General features: G+C 36.7%; 17 protein-coding genes. 13 read left to right on the top strand and 4 right to left on the bottom strand.

Annotated features, from left to right (window positions below; genetic code table 11):
• Positions 1-17: 17 nt before the first annotated feature.
• Genes KTB61_RS07630 through KTB61_RS07620 form a run of 3 tightly spaced genes read right to left on the bottom strand, consistent with a single transcriptional unit; the run spans position 18 to position 4102 of the window.
• Entirely contained in the window at positions 18-1889 is a 1872-nt protein-coding gene (locus KTB61_RS07630; RefSeq protein ID WP_216697182.1) for an ABC transporter ATP-binding protein, read from the bottom strand.
• Complete coding sequence (locus KTB61_RS07625) at positions 1882-3615, bottom strand: ABC transporter ATP-binding protein (RefSeq protein WP_216697181.1); 1734 nt, start codon at positions 3613-3615, stop codon at positions 1882-1884. Before KTB61_RS07625 ends, KTB61_RS07630 begins: the two co-directional genes overlap by 8 nt.
• Before the next feature lie 34 nt (positions 3616-3649).
• On the bottom strand, positions 3650-4102 hold the full coding sequence (locus KTB61_RS07620; RefSeq protein WP_216697180.1) for a MarR family winged helix-turn-helix transcriptional regulator: 453 nt from the start codon (positions 4100-4102) through the stop codon (positions 3650-3652).
• A 208-nt stretch (positions 4103-4310) separates the two neighbouring features.
• On the opposite strand from KTB61_RS07620, the gene KTB61_RS07615 reads away from it, so the two are divergent.
• The 6 genes from KTB61_RS07615 (at position 4311) to KTB61_RS07590 (ending at position 8685) form a co-directional block, all read left to right on the top strand.
• Positions 4311-5126, top strand: a complete 816-nt coding sequence (locus KTB61_RS07615; RefSeq protein WP_216697179.1) for a GGDEF domain-containing protein — start codon at positions 4311-4313, stop codon at positions 5124-5126.
• 1 nt (position 5127) lies between these two features.
• Positions 5128-5547, top strand: a complete 420-nt coding sequence (locus tag KTB61_RS07610) for a PPC domain-containing DNA-binding protein (RefSeq protein WP_216697178.1) — start codon at positions 5128-5130, stop codon at positions 5545-5547.
• Positions 5548-5568: 21 nt separating this feature from the next.
• A complete protein-coding gene (asnS, locus tag KTB61_RS07605; protein ID WP_075759764.1) occupies positions 5569-6954 on the top strand; it encodes an asparagine--tRNA ligase in 1386 nt (461 codons plus the stop codon).
• 62 nt (positions 6955-7016) lie between these two features.
• A complete protein-coding gene (locus KTB61_RS07600; RefSeq protein WP_216697177.1) occupies positions 7017-7625 on the top strand; it encodes a hypothetical protein in 609 nt (202 codons plus the stop codon).
• Between the two features lie 83 nt (positions 7626-7708).
• Positions 7709-8155, top strand: coding sequence for a GatB/YqeY domain-containing protein (locus KTB61_RS07595; protein ID WP_075759766.1), 447 nt, complete (start codon positions 7709-7711; stop codon positions 8153-8155).
• Positions 8152-8685 carry a cysteine hydrolase family protein gene (locus KTB61_RS07590; protein ID WP_216697176.1) on the top strand — a complete coding sequence of 178 codons (534 nt, stop codon included), beginning with the start codon at positions 8152-8154 and terminating at the stop codon, positions 8683-8685. The genes KTB61_RS07595 and KTB61_RS07590 overlap by 4 nt, the downstream gene beginning before the upstream one ends.
• A gap of 102 nt (positions 8686-8787) precedes the next feature.
• Here KTB61_RS07590 and KTB61_RS07585 read toward each other — a convergent pair whose 3' ends face one another.
• Positions 8788-11190 (bottom strand): endonuclease MutS2, encoded by a 2403-nt coding sequence (locus KTB61_RS07585; RefSeq protein ID WP_216697175.1) that lies wholly within the window; start codon positions 11188-11190, stop codon positions 8788-8790.
• 213 nt (positions 11191-11403) lie between these two features.
• On the opposite strand from KTB61_RS07585, the gene ppk1 reads away from it, so the two are divergent.
• The 7 genes from ppk1 to KTB61_RS07550 all read left to right on the top strand — a co-directional run bounded on the left by ppk1 (position 11404) and on the right by KTB61_RS07550 (position 20754).
• On the top strand, positions 11404-13452 hold the full coding sequence (gene ppk1, locus KTB61_RS07580; RefSeq protein WP_216697174.1) for a polyphosphate kinase 1: 2049 nt from the start codon (positions 11404-11406) through the stop codon (positions 13450-13452).
• Between the two features lie 135 nt (positions 13453-13587).
• Positions 13588-14529, top strand: a complete 942-nt coding sequence (locus tag KTB61_RS07575) for a 3'-5' exoribonuclease YhaM family protein (RefSeq protein WP_216697173.1) — start codon at positions 13588-13590, stop codon at positions 14527-14529.
• A gap of 8 nt (positions 14530-14537) precedes the next feature.
• On the top strand, positions 14538-15917 hold the full coding sequence (gene rlmD / locus KTB61_RS07570) for a 23S rRNA (uracil(1939)-C(5))-methyltransferase RlmD (RefSeq protein ID WP_216697172.1): 1380 nt from the start codon (positions 14538-14540) through the stop codon (positions 15915-15917).
• A gap of 422 nt (positions 15918-16339) precedes the next feature.
• Positions 16340-16567 (top strand): helix-turn-helix domain-containing protein, encoded by a 228-nt coding sequence (locus KTB61_RS07565; RefSeq protein WP_118520787.1) that lies wholly within the window; start codon positions 16340-16342, stop codon positions 16565-16567.
• Positions 16568-17641: a DNA cytosine methyltransferase gene (locus KTB61_RS07560; protein ID WP_216697171.1), complete on the top strand. Its 1074-nt coding sequence runs from the start codon at positions 16568-16570 to the stop codon at positions 17639-17641.
• Entirely contained in the window at positions 17634-18866 is a 1233-nt protein-coding gene (locus tag KTB61_RS07555) for a DNA cytosine methyltransferase (protein WP_216697170.1), read from the top strand. Before KTB61_RS07560 ends, KTB61_RS07555 begins: the two co-directional genes overlap by 8 nt.
• 13 nt (positions 18867-18879) lie before the next feature.
• A complete protein-coding gene (locus tag KTB61_RS07550) occupies positions 18880-20754 on the top strand; it encodes a hypothetical protein (RefSeq protein WP_216697169.1) in 1875 nt (624 codons plus the stop codon).
• Positions 20755-20759: the final 5 nt, after the last annotated feature.

The following is a 20759-nucleotide window of genomic DNA, read 5'->3' as shown; positions in this document are numbered from 1 at the left end:
ATATCAAAGTATTTACTTTAAGAAAGTTCCAGTTTACCGGTGTATAACTGATAATAGGTTCCTTTCTGTTTTATTAAATCTTTATGATCTCCACGTTCAATGATTCTTCCGTGATCTAAGACCATGATTGCATCACTGTTTCGAATGGTAGAGAGGCGGTGGGCAATGACAAATACGGTACGGCCTTTCATCAGATTATCCATTCCTTTTTGAACAATACTTTCTGTACGGGTATCAATGCTGGAGGTCGCTTCATCGAGAATCAGTACCGGAGGGTCTGCAACAGCAGCTCTGGCAATAGATAGAAGCTGACGTTGTCCCTGAGATAATTCTTCTCCATCTCCGTTTAACATGGTGTCATAACCTTGTGGAAGCATTTGTATAAATTGATCTGCATGGGCAAGCTGGGCTGCTTTGTAAATATCTTCATCTGAAGCATCCAGATTTCCATATCGGATATTATCTTTAATCGTACCGGTAAATAAATGAGTATCCTGCAGGACAATACCAAGAGAACGTCGCAGATCATCTTTTTTTATCTTGGTGATATTGATTCCGTCGTAACGGATTTTTCCCTGCTGAATGTTATAAAACCGGTTGATAAGATTAGTAATCGTGGTCTTTCCGGCCCCGGTGGAACCAACAAAGGCAAGTTTCTGACCAGGTTTAGCAAACAGATTAATATCATGAAGAATGGTTTTATCATCATTGTAACCAAAAGTGACATCTTCAAAGCGAACATCTCCAGTCAGTTCAGTATAGGTTACGGTACCTTCTGCAGAATGAGGATGTTTCCATGCCCACATTCCGGTATGTTCCTTACATTCAACAATATTTCCCTGTGCATCTTTTTTTGCATTGACCAAAGTTACATAGCCTTCGTCCTCTTCCGGCTGTTCATCAATGAGCTGGAATATACGTTCTGCTCCTGCAAGTGCCATGACAATAGAGTTAAATTGCTGTGCAACCTGCATAAACGGCTGTGTAAAACTTTTGGTAAACTGCAGGTAGGAAGCCATGACTCCAAGAGTGATTCCGCCAATACCTTTAACAGACAGCAAGCCGCCTAAGACTGCAGTCAGTACAAATTGAAGATTTCCAATATTACCAATAACCGGTCCCATCATATTTGCATATTTATTTGCCTGAGCGGCACTTTCAAATAAGACTTCATTAAACTGGTCAAATTCCTCCTCAGATTTTCTTTCATAATTAAAAATTTTTACAACACGCTGTCCATTCATACGTTCTTCAATAAATCCGGTAACATCTGCCAGAGCTTTTTGCTGACGAACAAAATATTTTCCGCTGTTTCCACCGATTGCTTTTGTTACAGCAATCAAAACAATAATAATGATAACAGCAAGAATCGTAAGGAGAGGACTCAATACTAACATGGATATAAAAGTAACAACAATGGTAAAAAAGGACATTAAAGCCTGCGGGATGGACTGGCTGATCATCTGTCTTAAGGTATCTGTATCATTGGTGTAAAGACTCATAATAGAGCCGTTGGTATTCTGGTCGAAATAACGGATTGGAAGTTTCTGCATATGTTCAAACATATCATCACGTACCCGTTTTAACACACCCTGTCCAATATAAACCATCATTCTTGTATAAATAAAAGTGGAGAGAACACCAATCAGAAAAATACAGCCAAGTACAGTTAGAGCTCTGTAAAGTTCAGTATAATCTGGATTTGTATGTCCAATCAAAGGAATAATGAAATCATCCAGCAAATATTTTAATGATAGAGAAACAGAGATAGAGGCAATAGAGCTGAACAGAATGCAGATAAATACCAAAAGGAGGCGGAATTTATATGTTTCTGTAACATATTGCAGCAGGCGTTTTGCTGTTTTTAATGCATTTCTATTTTTATTCATTATCTTCATCTCCCTTCATCTGTGATTCATATATTTCCCGGTAAATTTCATTTGTTTTTAACAGTTCCGCAGAGGTTCCCATGCCCATAATCTTACCACCATCAATGACTATGATCTGGTCTGCATCTTCAATAGATGAAATACGCTGGGCAATAATAATTTTTGTAGTATCCGGTATTTCTTCACGAAATGCTTTACGGATCAAAGCATCTGTTTTCGTATCTACAGCACTGGTTGAATCATCAAGAATCAGAATTTTTGGTTTTTTCAATAATGCTCTGGCGATACAAAGTCTTTGTTTCTGACCTCCGGAGACATTATTACCACCCTGAACAATCATAGTGTTATATCCAGATGGAAATTCATTGATGAATCCATCTGCCTGTGCAAGTCTGCAGACGTGTTTAACTTCTTCATCGCTGGCATTTCTATTTCCCCACCGGATATTGTCATAAATAGTACCGGTAAAAAGGACATTTTTCTGGAGTACCATAGATACCTGGTCTCTTAAGGCTTCCAGCTGGTAGTTTCGGACATCAACACCTCCTACTTTTACTGATCCTCCTGTTACATCATATAGGCGAGGAATCAGCTGAACCAGAGTGGATTTAGAGCTTCCGGTTCCCCCTATAATACCAATAGTCTGACCAGATTTGATGTGTAAGTTAATATCTTTTAAAGAAAGATTTCCATCTTCGCCGGCATAACTGAAGTTTACATGATCAAATACAATGTCTCCGTCGGCTACGTTGGTTATAGCCTGTTCTTTATTCTGCATTTCCGGTATTTCTTCCAGTACTTCTGTAATACGTTCGACAGATGCTTCTGCAATCATAATCATAACGAATACAAAAGTTACCATCATAAGGGAACCAATAATCTGCAGTGCATATACAATAATGCTGGTTAATTCTCCAGTTTCCATAGTTCCCTGAATAATGCTCTTTCCGCCAATAGATACAAGGAGCAGAATTACTACATACATGGTAAACTGCATAACAGGAGAGTTCCAGGCAACAATTTTTTCTGCTTTTGTAAATAAGTCATAAACATATTGAGAAATTCCATGAAACTTGTTAATTTCAAAATCTTCTCGTACAAAGGCCTTAACTACACGGGATGCATTGACATTTTCCTGAACTGAATTATTTAATACATCATATTCATCAAATACTTTAATAAAATGGGGATGAGCTTTTTTTGCAATGAAGATTAGGGTTCCGCCAAGAATTGGAATCATAATCAGAAACAGCAGAGCCGCTTTCTTATTTAGCAGTAAGGTCATAATCCAGGAAAGAATGACCATAATAGGTGCTCTTGCTAAAAGACGGATACTCATCATATAGGCCATTTGGATATTGGTGATATCAGTGGTCATACGGGTAACAAGTCCGGATGTGGAAAAATGATCAATATTATGAAAAGAAAATTCCTGTACCTTATAAAAAATATCGTGACGAAGATTTTTAGCATATCCTGCACCGGCAATGGCTGCCATATTACCGGCAGTAACACCAAAAAACAGGGAAAGCATTGCCATGATTACAAGAATAATCCCCCTCTGGATGATATAATCCATATTTCCCTGAGCAATACCAATATCGATAATTTTAGCCATTTCCAATGGAATAAGAACTTCCATTAGAACTTCAAGAATTACAAGAAAAGGGGACATCAGCGATTGAAATTTATATTCACGGACTGATTTTAAAAGTGTTTTATTCATCGTTTTTGCGTACCTCCTTAATGTTGATAGTTTGTTATGTGAGATTCTGGAGCATCTGATATAGAGTTTTTTTGCACAGCAGGAGTTGTTCTTCTGAAATCCCTCTTGTTAGATAGTTTTCTGTTTGACATATATGTTCAAGAATTTCGGGACGAAGGGCTTCTGCCTTTTCTGTTGGAATCAGTCTTTTTAATCGACCATCTTTCGGGTCATTTTGTCTTTTTATAAAGCCGTTTTGTTCCATTAGCTTTAGAATTCCTGTCACAGTTGATTTTCGAATCTGAAATTCTTCCTCGATATCTTTCTGGAATACGTTTCTGTGCAATGTTTCCAGTAAAATAAAATTGAGTACATGCCTCTGAATAGGAGTCAGACCCTGATCCGCGTCCTGACACTGACAGTAATTATCACGTTTTAACTTATGTGACAGCATCTGAATCAGACGTCCCATATGCATTTCTTTTAATATTGTCTCTATATCTTCCATAGTGTTTCCTCCATTGAAAAAGTTAGCAACCTAACTTGATTTATTATTATAGAGATTGTTACTTTTGTTGTCAATATTCAAACAATCAGTTCAGGATTATAAATAATATCAACATTTACCGTAACCTATGTGGTAAAAGCCTTTGAGAATTGTAGATTCCGTGGATTCGTGATAAAATGGAAGAAAACATCAACAAGGAGGAATAATTTTGAAATATTCAAATAAAAAATCAAATATAAAAATTACAATATTTCTAATATGTATTCTGGTATTTGTTGGTGGAGCATTATTTGATTTTTACAGCAGAATCCAGCAAAGGATACTTGAATTACAATTAGATGTGGATGCAGAAATTCTTTTAGGTAATGATATATATATGCTTATCTGGAAGATTATTATTGCAGTAATATTGTTATGTGGAATTATTGTTTATTATACTAATAAAGAAAAGAAACAATATATGCATGAGATTGATGAAAAGAAAAAGAGTGAGAAAGAACTGAAAGAAAAAGCGGATCGTGATTATCTTACAGGGTTGTTTAACAGAAGGAGCGGTGAGGAGCAGGTAGAAAGATTCCTTGAGAAAGAGGCAGAAAACAGCGAGGTGTGTCATGCTTTTATTATTATGGATCTGGATAATTTTAAATTGCTCAATGACACTTTTGGACACCAGATTGGTGATCTGGCACTAAAAGAAGTAGCAGATGTATTATACAGACATTTTCATGCAGAAGATATCATTTATCGTCTGGGAGGAGATGAATTTGCAGTTCTGATGAAAAATATTCCGATACATATTATACCGAAGAATGTGCAGGTCCTTTTAGGGAAAATATTGAAAATATATGAGCAAAAGGATAAAGCAGTTACCTTATCTGCATCTATTGGAATTGCCTTATGGCCGGCACATGGAGAAGAACTTAAAGAACTGTATAAAAAGGCAGATTATGCCTTATATCACGTAAAGAAAAAAGGAAAAGCATCCTTTGAAATATATAAGGAACATCAGGAAGGAGACATTTAGGATGGAATATCGTAAATTTGACGATCATTATGTGATTCGTCTGGACAGAGGAGAAGAAATCGTTGCCAAACTTAAGGAGGTTGCGCAAAAAGAAGGTATTAAACTGGCATATTTGACAGGAATAGGTGCTGTTGGAAAAGTAACAGCGGGAGTATTTGACACAAAAGAAAAAGAGTTTAAAGGACATACATGGGAAGGTGATCTGGAGGTTGTTTCCATAGGAGGAAATATAAATACCATGAATGGGGATACCTATGCACATTTTCATATTAGTATCGCAGATGAAGAGGGACATGTTTATGGAGGACATCTGACAGAGGCTGTGATCAGCGGAACCGGAGAAATGGTTTTAACAGAGATTAGAGGAAATGTTGATCGAGAGTATGATGAAGAAATTGGTCTGAATTTATTCAAATTTTAAGGAGCTGGAGGAAGCTGTTTCATGAAGATGATGACAGGAAGACAAATATTTAAAAATTTTAAAGAATATGATCAGAAATCAGTAGAATTATGTGGATGGGTGAAGAGTAATCGTGGTTCAAAGAATTTTGGATTTCTGATTATAAATGACGGAACTTTTTTTGAGCCGATTCAGGTTGTTTATGGAAAAGAAATGGACAATTTCTCACAAATATGCAAGATGACGGTAGGAACAGCAGTAATCGTTCAGGGAAATCTTGTGGCAACACCTGATGCCAAACAGCCGTTTGAGATACAGGCAGAAAAGATTTTCGTAGAAGGAAGTTGTCCTTCTGATTATCCATTGCAGAAGAAAAGACATACATTTGAATATTTAAGGAGTATTTCCCATTTACGACCACGAACCAATACATTTCAGGCTGTATTTCGTGTCAGATCTCTGGTAGCATATGCAATTCATAAATTTTTTATGGAGAGAGATTTTGTATATGTTCATACACCGATTATTACCGGACAGGACTGCGAAGGGGCAGGAGAAATGTTTCAGGTAACCACTATGGATCTGGAAGAAATTGCAAAAGAAGGGAAAGTTGATTATGAAGATGATTTCTTTGAAAAACCGGTGAATCTGACAGTAAGCGGGCAGCTTTCAGGAGAGACATTTGCACAGGCATTTCGAAATATTTATACATTTGGTCCTACCTTCAGGGCAGAGGCATCCAATACTACCAGACATGCGGCGGAGTTTTGGATGATTGAACCGGAAATGGCATTTGCAGATCTTGAAGATAATATGATTCTGGCAGAGCAGATGATAAAATATATTATCAGATATGTGTTGGAAAAGGCTCCTGAAGAAATGGAGTTTTTCAATAAATTTATAGACAAAGGGCTTTTGGAAAGACTTCATCATGTGGCAGAATCTGATTTTGCCAGAGTTACTTATACAGAAGCGGTGAAGATACTGGAGCAGCATAATGATGAATTTGAATATAAGGTTTCCTGGGGAATTGATCTGCAGACAGAACATGAAAGATATCTTACAGAAAGGATTTTCAAAAAACCTGTATTTGTAACAGATTATCCAAAAGATATCAAAGCTTTTTATATGAAGATGAATGATGATAATAAAACAGTGGCAGCAGTAGATCTTCTTGTGCCGGCTATTGGAGAAATCATAGGAGGAAGCCAGAGAGAAGATAGTCTGGATAAATTGGAAGCAAGAATGGAAGAGCTGGGAATGAATCCGGAGGATTATGATTTTTATCTGGATTTAAGGAAATATGGTTCTACAAGACATTCAGGATTTGGACTGGGATTTGAGCGAATGGTAATGTATGTTACCGGAATGGGAAATATACGTGATGTAATTCCATATCCAAGAACTGTTGGAAAGTGTAAATATTAAGGGTATGAGGTTTGAAGAAATGCATATGCTACCAGTAGAAGATTTATTCAGGAGGTAGCAGGATGCATTCAATCTGGCAGGAAAAAATAGATTTTCCCGATTATCCAATTTTGAAATCAGATAAAAAAGCCGATGTCGTATATTTGGAAGCAACTTTAAAAAATGCAGTGGAAGCGCATTTTTTAAAAGAGCAGGGAAAAGCAGTAATGATTTTGGAAAAAGGTATTATTTCCCGAAAGAGTGATCTTGGTGGAATGGGTATTTTAAAAGCCGAAAATAAAGAAGAGAGAAAAGTGCTTCATCAGCTTCGAGATTATATTTTCGGTAGGCAGATTCCCTGCGAGATGGAGGTAGTATCAGAAAACTGTCTATGGATCCATCCTGTAAAGCTGTTTTTGTTTATGACAGAAGGAATCCCTGTTTATGAGCAGACCTGTGTGCAGACACGAACAGGAAAGAGACTGGATATTGGCTGTGCATATGTGGATGCGGCCCAGATCATAGAACCAGAAAATAAAAAAGATCCAATGTATATTTATGTTTTTGAAGAGGAGATTTTTTTTAAGATGAATCAGAAGGATTTTCTTAATGTGAGAAAATATAAAGATGTGTGGCTTGCCCAATCATTAAAAAGAGATTTGAAGGGAAGCAGATATTACTGGGAGGTTTAGGGAAGTTTCCGATGGAGACTTCCTTTTATGGTGTAAAAGGTATAAAATAGAAGGAAACGAGAGAAAGAGGAGGAACTAATCTCATGAGTATGATTGATGTAATTCGTAAAGAAATGATGACTGCAATGAAAAACAAGGACAAAGAAAGAAAAGATAGTTTGTCCATGCTGTTAAATGCATTGAAAAATGCACAGATTGATAAAAGAGAAGATCTGACAGAAGCAGAAGAAAATTCAATTATTGCAAAAGAAATCAAACAGACAAAAGAAACTATGGATTCCTGTCCTGCAGACCGTACAGATATTATTGATGAATGTAAAGCTCGTCTTGCAGTTTTAGAAGAATTTGCTCCAGAGCAGATGAGTGAGGATCAGATCAGAGCAGAAATCGAAGCTGTTCTTACAGAACTTGGAATTGATGCTCCAACCATGAAAGACAAAGGAAAAGTTATGAAAAATCTGATGCCAAGAGTAAAAGGAAAAGCAGATGGCAAACTGGTAAACCAGTTAGTGGGAGAAAAACTTCAATGAGAAAAGCATTAGTTGTAATTGATATGCAAAATGATTTTATCGATGGAGCATTGGGAACAGAAGAAGCTCAAAAGATTGTTTCATCCGTAGCAGATAAGATCAGAAATTTCCAGGGAGATATCTATGGTACACTGGATACCCATAGGGAAGATTATCTTTCTACCCAGGAAGGGATAAATCTTCCGGTTCCTCATTGTATTTATGGGGAAGAGGAATGGGCATTGAATGAAGAGATTATGCAGGCAATCGCAGATACAAAAGGAAATGTTCATGATTTTTGTAAGAAGAATACCTTTGGATCTATGGAACTGGCTCATATACTGGGAAGAGAATATGCAGGTACTGATGTAGAAATTCAACTGGTTGGGCTATGTACAGATATTTGCGTCATATCTAATGCTATGGTAATGAAAGCAGCATTGCCCGAGGCAAAGCTTGTGGTTGATTCATCATGTTGTGCAGGGGTGACACCGGAAAGTCATCAAAATGCACTGGAAGTAATGAAAGTATGCCAGATAGAAATTAAATAAAATGTTTTAGAATAAAAAGCTCCACTTTACAGTAACAGTATCCGCTGTCGGATTTAAAAACTATTACTGATAAGGTGAAGCTTTTTGTTGTAGAAAAATATTTTAAAGCATGACCACAGTTACTCCCAGATCCCCTTCGCCGTATTCACCATCACGATATCCGGAGATTCGTTTTTGCTTTTTCAATAATTTAAAATAGTTATGAAGTCCTTTTCGTAATGCACCGGTTCCTTTTCCGTGAACTACTGTAATCTGATTCAGATTTGCCAGACACGCATCATCAATATATTTATCAAGCTGGGCGATGGCCTCGTCTACGGTCATTCCCATTACATTGATTTCCGATTTAATAGAAGCTGATTTACTGATGGCGGTACGTCCCCGGTTTCGACTTTCGTTTCTTTGATTTTCCTTTTTCACTTCTTTTGCAGTCTTTGTAATTTCCAGATCTTTAATGTTAACAAGAGAACGCATCATTCCCATCTGAACATAAAGATCACCTTTGGCATTTGGTAATGTCTGTACAGTACCAGCTAAAGACAGACTGGTAACATATACTTCATCCCCAACCTGAAAATCGCTGGCATCATGGCGTTTTTTAGAACGTTTTTTAGATTTGTATGCCATTTGATTTTCCAGCTTAGTCATACGGCCACGAAGATCACTTCTCATATGCTCCATTTTCTTGTTGGCATTCTGATTGTTGGTCTGTTTTTTCAGTTTATTATATTCTTTAATAGTAGAATCTGCCACTTCTTTGGCTTCGGAAATAATATTATGGGCTTCTTCTCTGGCATCTCGAAGCAGTTTATCACGTTTTTCTTTTATATTATCCTGTTTTGATTTTAAACTGCGTCGGAGAGATTCGATTTCCTTTCGGTATTCTAATATTTCTTCCTGTTCCTGTTCAATGGTTTGTTTACTTTTTTCCAAATCTGCCAGAATAGATTCGAAGTCTTTTACAGATTGATCAATCTGTCCAGATGCATCCTGAATAATATGCTCATCAAGTCCCAGTTTTCTGGAAATGGCAAAAGCATTACTTTTACCAGGAATACCGATCATCAGACGATAAGTTGGTGAAAGAGTTTCCACATCAAATTCACAGGAAGCATTTTCAATATCATCTGTGGAAAGGGCAAACATTTTCAATTCACTGTAATGAGTGGTTGCCATGGTTTTAACACTACGGGCATGAAGATCATTCAAAATAGAAATTGCCAGCGCAGCCCCTTCAATAGGATCAGTTCCACCACAAAGCTCATCTAAAAGAACAAGGGAGTTGCGGTGCGCCTGTTGGATGATGGATACAATATTTGTCATATGAGAAGAGAAAGTACTTAAATTCTGTTCAATGCTTTGTTCATCTCCAATATCTGCAAATACTTCCTCAAATATTCCAAGACTGGATCCTTGAAAAGCAGGAATATGCAGACCAGCCTGCCCCATTAAAGTAAGAAGACCGACGGTTTTTAATGAAACCGTTTTTCCACCGGTATTGGGACCGGTGACGATCAGCATAGAAAAATCTTTTCCGAGAGATACGTTGATTGGAACTACTTTTTTCTTGTCCAGCAAAGGATGTCGTCCCTGTTTAATATCAATGATACCATCTTCTCGGAAGATAGGTTTGGATCCATCCAGATCTTTGGCATATTTTGCTTTAGCAAAGATAAAGTCCAGAAGAATCAGAATTTCCTGGTTGTGTGCAAGGTCATCAATTCCATAAGAAGCCTGTTCACTTAAGACAGACAGGATTCGCTCAATTTCTGTCTGCTCTTTTCCTTCCAGTTCTTTCAATTCATTATTGAGATTTACAACAGACATAGGCTCAATAAACAAAGTACTTCCAGAGGAAGACTGATCATGGATCATTCCTTGGAAACTGCTTCGATATTCCTGTTTTACCGGAATACAGTAGCGACCATTTCTCATGGTAACAATAGCATCCTGCAGCTTATCCTGATTGGCAGCAGAACTGACAAGAGATGTCAGTTGTGCATGGATCTTCTGATTGGTCTGTTTCATTGCACGACGAATACTTTTTAATGAAGATGATGCATCATCGCTGATTTCTTCTTCTGAAATAATACAACGTCGGATTTCGCGGAGAAGATCTTCCATCGGAATCAGATTTTCAAATAGTTCATCCAGTGAATCAGGTTCCAGATCCTTTTCTGTCCGGACACCATAAGAAACAGCATTTTTCACTGTTTCTAAAAGCCGGGCAATGTCCAGAAGCTCACCGGTTCCCAATGTTCCTTTCATTTTCAGACGCATCAGGCAAGGAGTGAGATCGGATACTCCAAAAAAAGATACATTTCCACGTTTGTAAATGCGTGTCAATGCATCCTGTGTCTGATCCTGGGCATTTAAAATATCAGTTTCGTCAGTCATAGGAGTTAAACCGGAACACATAGATTTTCCTAATTCTGTAGTGGCATAGCCGGTCAGAATGTTAATGATTTTATCAAATTCTAAAGTTTGTAGTACTTTTTGGTTCATAATTAATAATCCTTCTTAATTTAAATGAAATGTTTCATCATAATATAATGAGTTTAACATATATTGATAGCGGTGTAAACGCGAGGAAATGTCGAAAAATAAGGAAACGTGAGGTTATTTTACAAGAAATTAACATTACCGGAAAATAAATTTTACGATGAAGGAGTATGCTAAAAAAGAGAATATAGAATAATTGAAAGGTGAATTATCAGAATGAAACAGAAAATTTTTATGAATCGAGAACTTTCATGGCTGAAATTTAATGAACGAGTATTAGAGGAAGCAGAAAACAAAAATGTTCCATTATGTGAACGATTAACATTTGCATCTATTTATCAAAGTAATCTGGATGAATTTTTCATGGTACGTGTAGGTTCTTTAATTGACCAGATGCTGATCGATAAAGATATGAAAGAAAATAAAACCAAAATGACACCAATGGAGCAGCTGCAGGCAATTCTGCCAAGGGTGCGTAAACTGAATAGAAGAAAAGATATGGTTTATGAAGAAATTATGGATCAGCTGGAAGAACACGGTATAAAACTTGTAAATTTCCAGAAAATAACTAAAAAAGAAAGTGAGTATCTGCGTGAGTATTTTAATGCAGAAATCGCACCGCTGATTTCTCCTACAATCATTGGGAAGCGTCAGCCTTTTCCGTTTTTAAAGAACAAAGAAATTTATGCAGTTGCAGTACTGGAAACAAAAAGCGGAAAAGAAAAACTGGCAATTATCCCATGTGGAAATGGTGTATTTCAGCGTTTGGTAAAACTGCCAAACAGTGATGAGTACATACTTTCAGAAGAGATGATTCTTCATTATGTACCTAGGGTATTTAAAGGCTACCATGTAAAAGCCAAAGCATTGATTCGAATAACAAGAAATGCGGATATTGATGCAGATGCCATGTACGATGAGGATCTGGATTATCGTGATTTTATGGTAGAACTGATCAAAAAGAGAAAAAAACTTGCTCCTGTCCGTCTGGAACTTTCTAAGGAAATGGACGGAGAAATTATTAATACATTATGTGAATACCTGGATCTGGATCCAGACTATGTATTCCAGAACCGTACACCATTGGATCTTTCTTTTGTATTTGTCATTCAGGATATTTTACGAAAAGAATCTTCATTATTTTTTGAAAAGCGGGTACCACAAAAATCTGTTCAATTTAACGATGATGAGCCGATCATGGATCAGATTGCCCAAAAAGATAAATTGTTAAGCTATCCATATGAAAGCATGAAGCCATTTTTAAAACTGCTTCAGGAGGCTGCCAATGACAAAGATGTAGTATCAATCAAAATGACTCTGTATCGTGTGGCAAAACAGAGCAAAATTGTAGAAACGTTAATTGAAGCGGCTGAAAATGGAAAAGAAGTTACAATTCTTGTAGAGTTAAAGGCACGATTTGATGAAGAAAATAATATTGTATGGTCCCGCAGACTTGAAAATGCCGGATGTCGTGTGATTTATGGACTGGATGGTTATAAAGTACACTCAAAACTGTGTCTGATTACAAGAAAAACAGAAGGTCATGTGGGATATATTACTCAGATTGGAACTGGAAATTATAATGAAAAAACCAGTCGTTTGTATACAGATTTATCTCTGATGACAGCTAATGTTGATATTGCTCTGGAAGCGGCAGATGTATTCCAATCTCTGTCTATGGGAGAAACAGTGGATTCAACCAATCATCTTATGGTTGCACCAAATTGCCTGCAGAATAAAGTATTACATTTGATTGATGAGGAAATTGCTCATGCGCAGGCAGGAGAAAAAGCTTATATTGGATTGAAAATGAATTCGCTGACAGATAAAAAGATTATGGAAAAATTAATCGAAGCATCTTGTGCTGGTGTAAAGATTGATATGATTGTGCGAGGAATATGCTGTCTGATTCCGGGAGTGAAAGGCAAGACAGAGAACATTAAAGTGACCAGTATTGTAGGACGATTTCTGGAACACTCCCGTATTTACATTTTCGGGGTTCAGGGCAGAGAAAAGATTTACATCGCTTCTGCAGACTTTATGACAAGAAATACTTTACGAAGAGTAGAAGTAGCCGCACCGATTTATGATAATGATATTAAGATGCAGTTAAATGAAATGTTCATTACAATGCTAAGTGATAATCAGAAAGCCAGAGAAGAGGACAGTGAAGGAAATTATAAAATCTGTGAAAATCAGGATACTCCTTTGAATTCACAGGAATTCTTTTATGAACAGGCATATAAAAATGCCGAAAAAATGTAGAAATTCCACATACTCTGCAGAAAATAAAGAATCCAAAATATATCATGCTTTTTATATGGATTTTATAAAAGAACTGTGGCATAATGAAACATGTATGCGTTAAGCAGCAATACCAAAATTAGAAAGGCATTATATATGAGATATATTAGTGAATTACGTGAAGGGGATCAGGTTTCTGAGATTTATTTATGTAAGACAAAATCTCCTGGAACCTCAAAGTTTGGAAAATCTTATTATTCCCTGACACTGCAGGATAAAACAGGAATGATTGATGGTAAAGTATGGGAGCTTACGAATGCCATTGGTCATTTTGAAGCAATGGATTATATTTTAGTCAGAGGTCAGGTGACAAGTTATCAGGGGTCTAATCAGCTGAACATACAGCAGATTCGAAAAGCACAGGAAGGCGAATACAGAATGGTTGATTACATGCCAAGTACGAAGAAAGATATTGATGGCATGTATCAGGAGTTGTTAAATCTGATCAGGAAAACAAAAGAACCACATTTAAAGAAACTGGCAGAAATGATTTTTGTTGAAGATAAGGATTTTGCCAGGGAATTTAAGGTTCATTCTGCAGCCAAAAGTGTACATCACGGTTACATAGGAGGACTGTTGGAACACAGCCTGTCAGTGGCAAAAATTTGTGAAAGTTATGCAAATCTATACCCACAGATCAACCGTGATCTTATTGTTATGTGTGCGTTATGGCATGACATGGGTAAAGTTGAAGAATTATCCGGATTCCCTGAAAATGATTATACAGATGAAGGACAGCTGGTGGGTCACATTGTTATGGGAGCCATTAAGCTGGATCGTTTGATTCGACAAATTCCGGGATTTCCACCAAAGCTTGCCAATGAAGTGAAGCATTGTATGCTGGCACATCACGGGGAGCTGGAGTTTGGATCTCCAAAGAAACCGGCATTGCTGGAGGCAATCGCTTTAAGTCAGGCAGATAATCTGGATGCAAAAATGGAAACTTTTGCTGAGATTATGGAAAAGCAAAAAGAAGATCAGGAATGGTCAGGTTTCCAGAGACTGTTAGATACAAGAATCCGTAAAACATCAATTTAGAGGTATGTATGGAATTTAAGAAGAATCAAATTGTAGAAATATATATTGATGATATTGGAAATGAGGGAGAGGGCATTGGTCATATTGACGGCTATGCCCTTTTTTTGAAAGATGCCGTTATTGGAGACAGAGTTCGAGCAAAGATCATAAAAACAAAGAAAAATTATGGATTTGCCAGAGTTGAAGAAATCCTGGAACCATCCAAAGATCGTGTAGAGCCAAAGTGTCCTGTGGCCAGACCGTGTGGTGGCTGTACCTTGCAGCATTTGTCCTATGATAAACAGCTTGAGTATAAATTTAATAAAGTAAAAAACTGTCTGGAGCGAATAGGCGGACTGAATGGAATAGAAAAGAAAATGGAGCCGATCTACGGAATGGAAGATCCTTTTTATTACCGTAATAAAGCCCAGTTCCCGGTAGGAACCGATAAGGAAGGAAATCTGGTTACAGGATTTTATGCAGGAAGGACTCATAGTATTATTGATTGTACCCATTGTGCCATTCAGCATCCGGTCAACGAAAAAATCTTGTTAAAAGTACTGGATTATATGAAAGAAAATGGTATTTCGGCCTATGATGAGAAGATACATCAGGGCCTGGTGCGACATATTGTTACCCGTGTTGGTTTTGTCACCGGAGAGATTATGGTATGTCTGGTTATCAATGGCAATAAAAAGAATCTGAAAAATTTGGACGGACTTGTGGAATCGTTAAAGGAAATAGATGGTATGACCAGTATTTGTGTCAATGTCAATAAAGAAAAGACCAATCGTATCTTAGGAAATAGAATAGAAGAAGTTTACGGTCCTCCATATATTTATGACTATATTGGAAATGTAAAATATCAGATTGGTCCACTGTCCTTTTTCCAGGTAAATCCAAAACAGACCAGGGTTTTATATGAAAAGGCCTTGGAGTATGCCAAGCTGAATGGAGAAGAAACTGTTTGGGATTTATACTGTGGTATTGGAACTATTTCTTTGTTCCTGGCACAGAAAGCAAAACAGGTTTATGGGGTGGAAATTGTCAAAGAAGCAATTGATGATGCAAGATTAAATGCCCGTATGAATCATATAGATAATGCCACATTTTTTGTTGGGAAAGCAGAGGAAGTATTGCCGGAAGAGTATAAAAAACATGGGGTTTATGCAGACGTTATTGTTGTAGATCCTCCAAGAAAAGGATGCGATAAGAAGCTTTTGGATACAATGGTTAAGATGGAGCCAAAACGAATCGTCTATGTCAGCTGTGATCCGGCAACTCTGGCAAGAGATGTGAAGGTGCTCGGAGAAAACGGGTATCAGGTAGAAAAAGTCAGCGTTGTGGATCAGTTCAGCCATAGCAGCCATGTTGAGAGCGTGGTTCTGTTGACTAAAGTACACAAGTAAAAGTGTGAAAAAGGCTTGAAATAAGGGGATTTCGATAGTTTTGGTTACTGAAAATAATACCGCAAAAAATGTCCTAAAAGCTTTTAAAAACCTAGGAAATTTTATAGTTGGATAGACAGAAATATTGAGATTGGGTCGATTATACAGAAGTGTTTACTTGTGATGTGTGAAAAAAATAAACACAGTAAAGATATATGAAGTCTTGCGGAAAGTCCTTTTTTGATGCTTGCAGATAGCTGAGTGGGTATTGGTTTACTCAGCAGGGTTGACACTAGAAAATAGATAACAAGAAGTTGAACCCTAGAGGGGTTCAGTCTTAAATATATAAAGGGCGAAATATTTTATTTCTCCATTGATAAAAATGATTTCTCTATATATAATATAAATTGGGTTTGATTATGCATCTGAATCGGAGGAAAGAGATGGAAGTAAGCTATAATAAATTATGGAAATTAATGATTGATAAAGGAATGCCCAATAAGAGTGATTTGAGAAAAGTTACGGGTATTGGGACAAATACACTTGCAAAGTTAAGTAAAAATCAAGTTGTTAGCATGGAAGTGCTAATGAAAATATGTTCAAGTTTAGATTGCGATATTTCTGATATTTGTGAGTTTAAACAAGAAAAACTAACGGAGGATAACAAATAAATGAATGCAATAGATTTATTCGCAGGATGCGGTGGATTATCGAAAGGATTTATGGATGCGGGATTTGATATCATTGTTGGCGTTGACAATGACCAAGATGCCCTTAACACATTCGCACTTAACCATAATGGTGCAAAGCCGTTGAATGCAGATTTATCCAAGCAGGAAACGTTTGATGAGATAAAGAAAATAGCTGGAGATAAAACAATAGATGTAATTATTGCAGGACCACCTTGTCAGGGATTTTCATTAACAGGACCTCGTAATTTTGATGACGAGAGAAATAAATTATATCTAGCTGTAATTGAAATGGTAAAACAGTATAAGCCTAAAGCTTTTATTATTGAGAATGTTCCGGGAATGGCAACTTTATATAAAGGTCAAATCAAGGAAGAAATTCTCAAGAGATTTCGAGATATGGGATATAATATTGATTGTGAAGTATTAAAAGCCTGTGATTATGGAGTGCCACAGATGAGAAAACGTCTGATTTTTATGGGGATTAGAAAAGACTTAGGAGAACCTTGTTTTCCAGAAGCTCAGTTTGGCCCGGGAACAGATAGACCTTATCGTACTTGCCGTGAGGCAATATCGGATTTACCTACAAGAAATAATGAATTAGGCACGAACGAAGATGTTTATTCGCAAGATGCAGTTACAGAGTATCAGAAAATGATGAGGAAGAACTGTATGGTTCTTTCAAACCATGTTGCAACAAATCATAAAGATTTTGTGAAAGAAACTATCGCATTAGTTCCGGAAGGTGGTAATTATAAGGACTTGCCTGCAGGGGTTGGAGAGAGCAGAAAATTTCATATGGCTTGGACACGATTGGATGGTAATGCTCCGGCACGAACTGTAGATACAGGACATAGAAATCTTTTCCACTATGAATTGAACCGTGTCCCAACTGTAAGAGAAAGTGCAAGAATTCAATCATTCCCAGATGATTTTGTGTTTACAGGAACCAGAACAAAGCAAGATAGACAGGTTGGAAATGCGGTTCCACCTTTGTTAGGTGAAGCATTAGGAAAAGCTATACTAGAAATTATAGGAGAGAAAAATAATGGCTAAGATTAAAGCAATCGACTTATTTGCTGGATGTGGTGGTCTTATGGATGGCTTTGAACAATCAGGGCATTACGATACTATTGCAGCAGTTGAATGGGAAAAGGTGCCATGTCAAAATCTCGAAAATAGATTAAGAACAAAATGGAAGTATTCGGATGCGGATCAGAGAGTCCTAAGGTTTGACATACAAAGAACTGATGATTTATTTAAAGGGTGGACTGATGATCCAGTCTATGGTTCATCTATAGGTTTGGATAAACTCATTGAAGATGCAGATGGGATTGATGTGATTATTGGTGGACCTCCATGTCAGGCATATTCGATTGCAGGAAGAGTACGGGACGAACATGGAATGAAAAATGACTACAGAAATTACCTTTTTGAAAGTTATATAAAGGTTCTTGAAAGATATAAACCTAAAGCATTTTTATTTGAAAATGTCCCAGGGATATTAAGTGCAAAACCTGGAGATAGGCCGATAATTGATATTATTCAAGAGAGTTTTGAAACAGTTGGCTATCATATCATGAAAGATTTGAGAAAAGCTGTTATAGATTTTACTGAGTATGGGGTTCCTCAGAATCGTAAGAGAGTAATCATTTTTGGTGTGCGAAAAGATTTATTTAAAGAAAATAGTGAGGAAATTGTGAAATCTTTCTATTTTTCTGTTTTGCCAAAATATAAATCTTCTAGAAAAATAACGGTAAGAGAAGCTATTGGTGATTTGCCTAAATTATACCCACAGGAAGAAGACTCGAAATATAATGGGGCTAGAACAAGACATTCATTACCAGATCCCATGGTTGCAAATCATGTAGCTAGATGGCAGAGTGATCGAGATGTTGGGATTTTTAAACTTTTAACAGAGGATATTGAATCCGGAAGAAATAAATATGTATCGATTTCTGCACTAAAAGAATTATATACAAAGATGACAGGAAAGAATTCAAATGTTCATAAATATCATGTCATCAAGTGGGATGAACCAAGTAATTTAATACCTGCACATTTATATAAAGATGGATTAAGACACATTCATCCAGATTCATCACAATGCAGAACCCTTACAGTTAGAGAGGCCGCTAGACTGCAAACATTCGCAGATGATTATATTTTTGAAGGTAGTAACATGGAACTATACAAAATGATAGGAAATGCAGTTCCATCACTTGCCGCAAAATGCTGTGCAAATGCAGTCTATGATATTCTCACAGAGAATGGAAATTAGGAGGTAATGAAAAGTGGCATACACTACAAACCAAGCATTAGAAACCCTAAATCGTTATCTAGGAATAACTGATGATGAAAAACAAATAATAGAGAATACAAAGCGCAGAGGGTTCGTATTCTCTTTGCCAAATGGTGAAAAGGCCGCAGTTTTTGTTTATCCCTTGGTTCATAAGCAAGATAATACAAAGAATTATTTTGATACAAGAGATAGTGGTGCTTATGAAAGAGGAGTAACATGGAATTATGCGATTACAAACAACATGAAATACTTTTGTATAGGTGTTAACGATACGGTAGACAAATATAATGATTATTCATTTAGTTTAGAGTGTAATGAATCTGATATTGAAAAAATATCAGGCACTTTAAATGGATCAAGAAATGGGCCTGGAAATCAAATAATTATTCCAAATGACTATGTGCCATCTAAGGGGATAGAACGTATTGCTAATAAACTAGGAATTTATATCACGGCAGTTCACAAGGATAATTTGTTAGATTACCTTACATATTATGACAATCGACCATATATGGAAAATTCTGCTTTGGCAAATTTAGATGAATTAGTTGTAGATGATTCATATGTGGAACGGGAAGATCCTTTTAAGACTGGTTACGAATCGCCATTTCCAAGAAACAGAATTCTTTTCGGTGCACCGGGAACTGGCAAGAGTTTTACTATCAATAGCGACCGCGTGGAGTTGTTAGGCAAGGACAATGAGGATGATTATGAACGTGTAACTTTTCACCCAGATTATTCTTATGCAAATTTTGTAGGAACATATAAACCGGTAATGATTGATGATTCTGCAGAGGTTATTTCTTTGGCAACAGAAAAAGATGTCTTGGCGGTATTAACTGATGAAACAAAGTCTGCACAAGAAAAGTATGATCAGCTCTATGACAGATTCAAAGGTGATGGATTAACAAGACTTCCACTTTTGTTGGGGCTTTATACAGATGAAAGTTTCAAGACAAGAAAAGCTGATGGTTCAGACGCAGCAGGTGATAATAGTGTAGAACGCAATCATGGAAAGGCAATCAGACCATATGTAAATCTTTTAAAGCCATCAAGTGGCAAGAAGGATATTTCTTATGAATATGTTCCTGGACCTTTCATGCGTATGTATGTTAAGGCACTGAAGAATAGCAGAACGGATAATATTAAGCCATTCCTATTAATTATCGAAGAAATCAACAGAGCAAATGTAGCTGCTGTATTCGGAGACATTTTCCAGTTGCTTGATAGAGGTGATGATTTTGTCAGCGAGTATCCAATCCAGGCAACCGAAGATGTTAAAAAATATCTTGCGAAAGAACTGGGTGGGGATCCAAGTGATTATAATAAAATAAAAATTCCAGATAACATGTTTATTTGGGCAACTATGAATAGCGCAGACCAGGGTGTATTCCCAATGGATACAGCATTTAAGAGAAGATGGGATTTTACATATATCGGAATTGATGACAGCGATCAGGATCTCCAAGGCAAGTATGTATATCTTGCTGATGATAAATCCCAAAAAGTGGAGTGGAATAAGTTAAGAAAAGCTATCAATAATTTTCTTGCAAAAGAGAAGATTAACGAAGATAAACAGCTTGGACCTTATTTCATTTCAAGAAGCATTGTTGTACCTAAAGATGGTGACGAGATTAATAGAGATAGATTCATTAATACCTTTAAAAATAAAGTTATTATGTATTTGTTTGAGGATGCAGTAAAACAGAAGAGACCTAGATTATTTGAGGGATGTTTCCAAAATAGCAGCAGATACTCAGAAATTTGTAGAGAATTTGAAGCAAAAGGTGTCGGAATCTTTAATCATGACATTCAGTTAGATTGTGAAGTGGAGGATGTAAAATACGGTGATACCACACAAGAATAAGGAGG

This window comes from Anaerostipes faecalis, assembly GCF_018982945.1.
GTDB lineage: Bacteria > Bacillota > Clostridia > Lachnospirales > Lachnospiraceae > Anaerostipes > Anaerostipes faecalis.
Note: the sequence above shows the minus strand (reverse complement) of the source record. Positions and strands in the feature narration are given on the sequence as shown.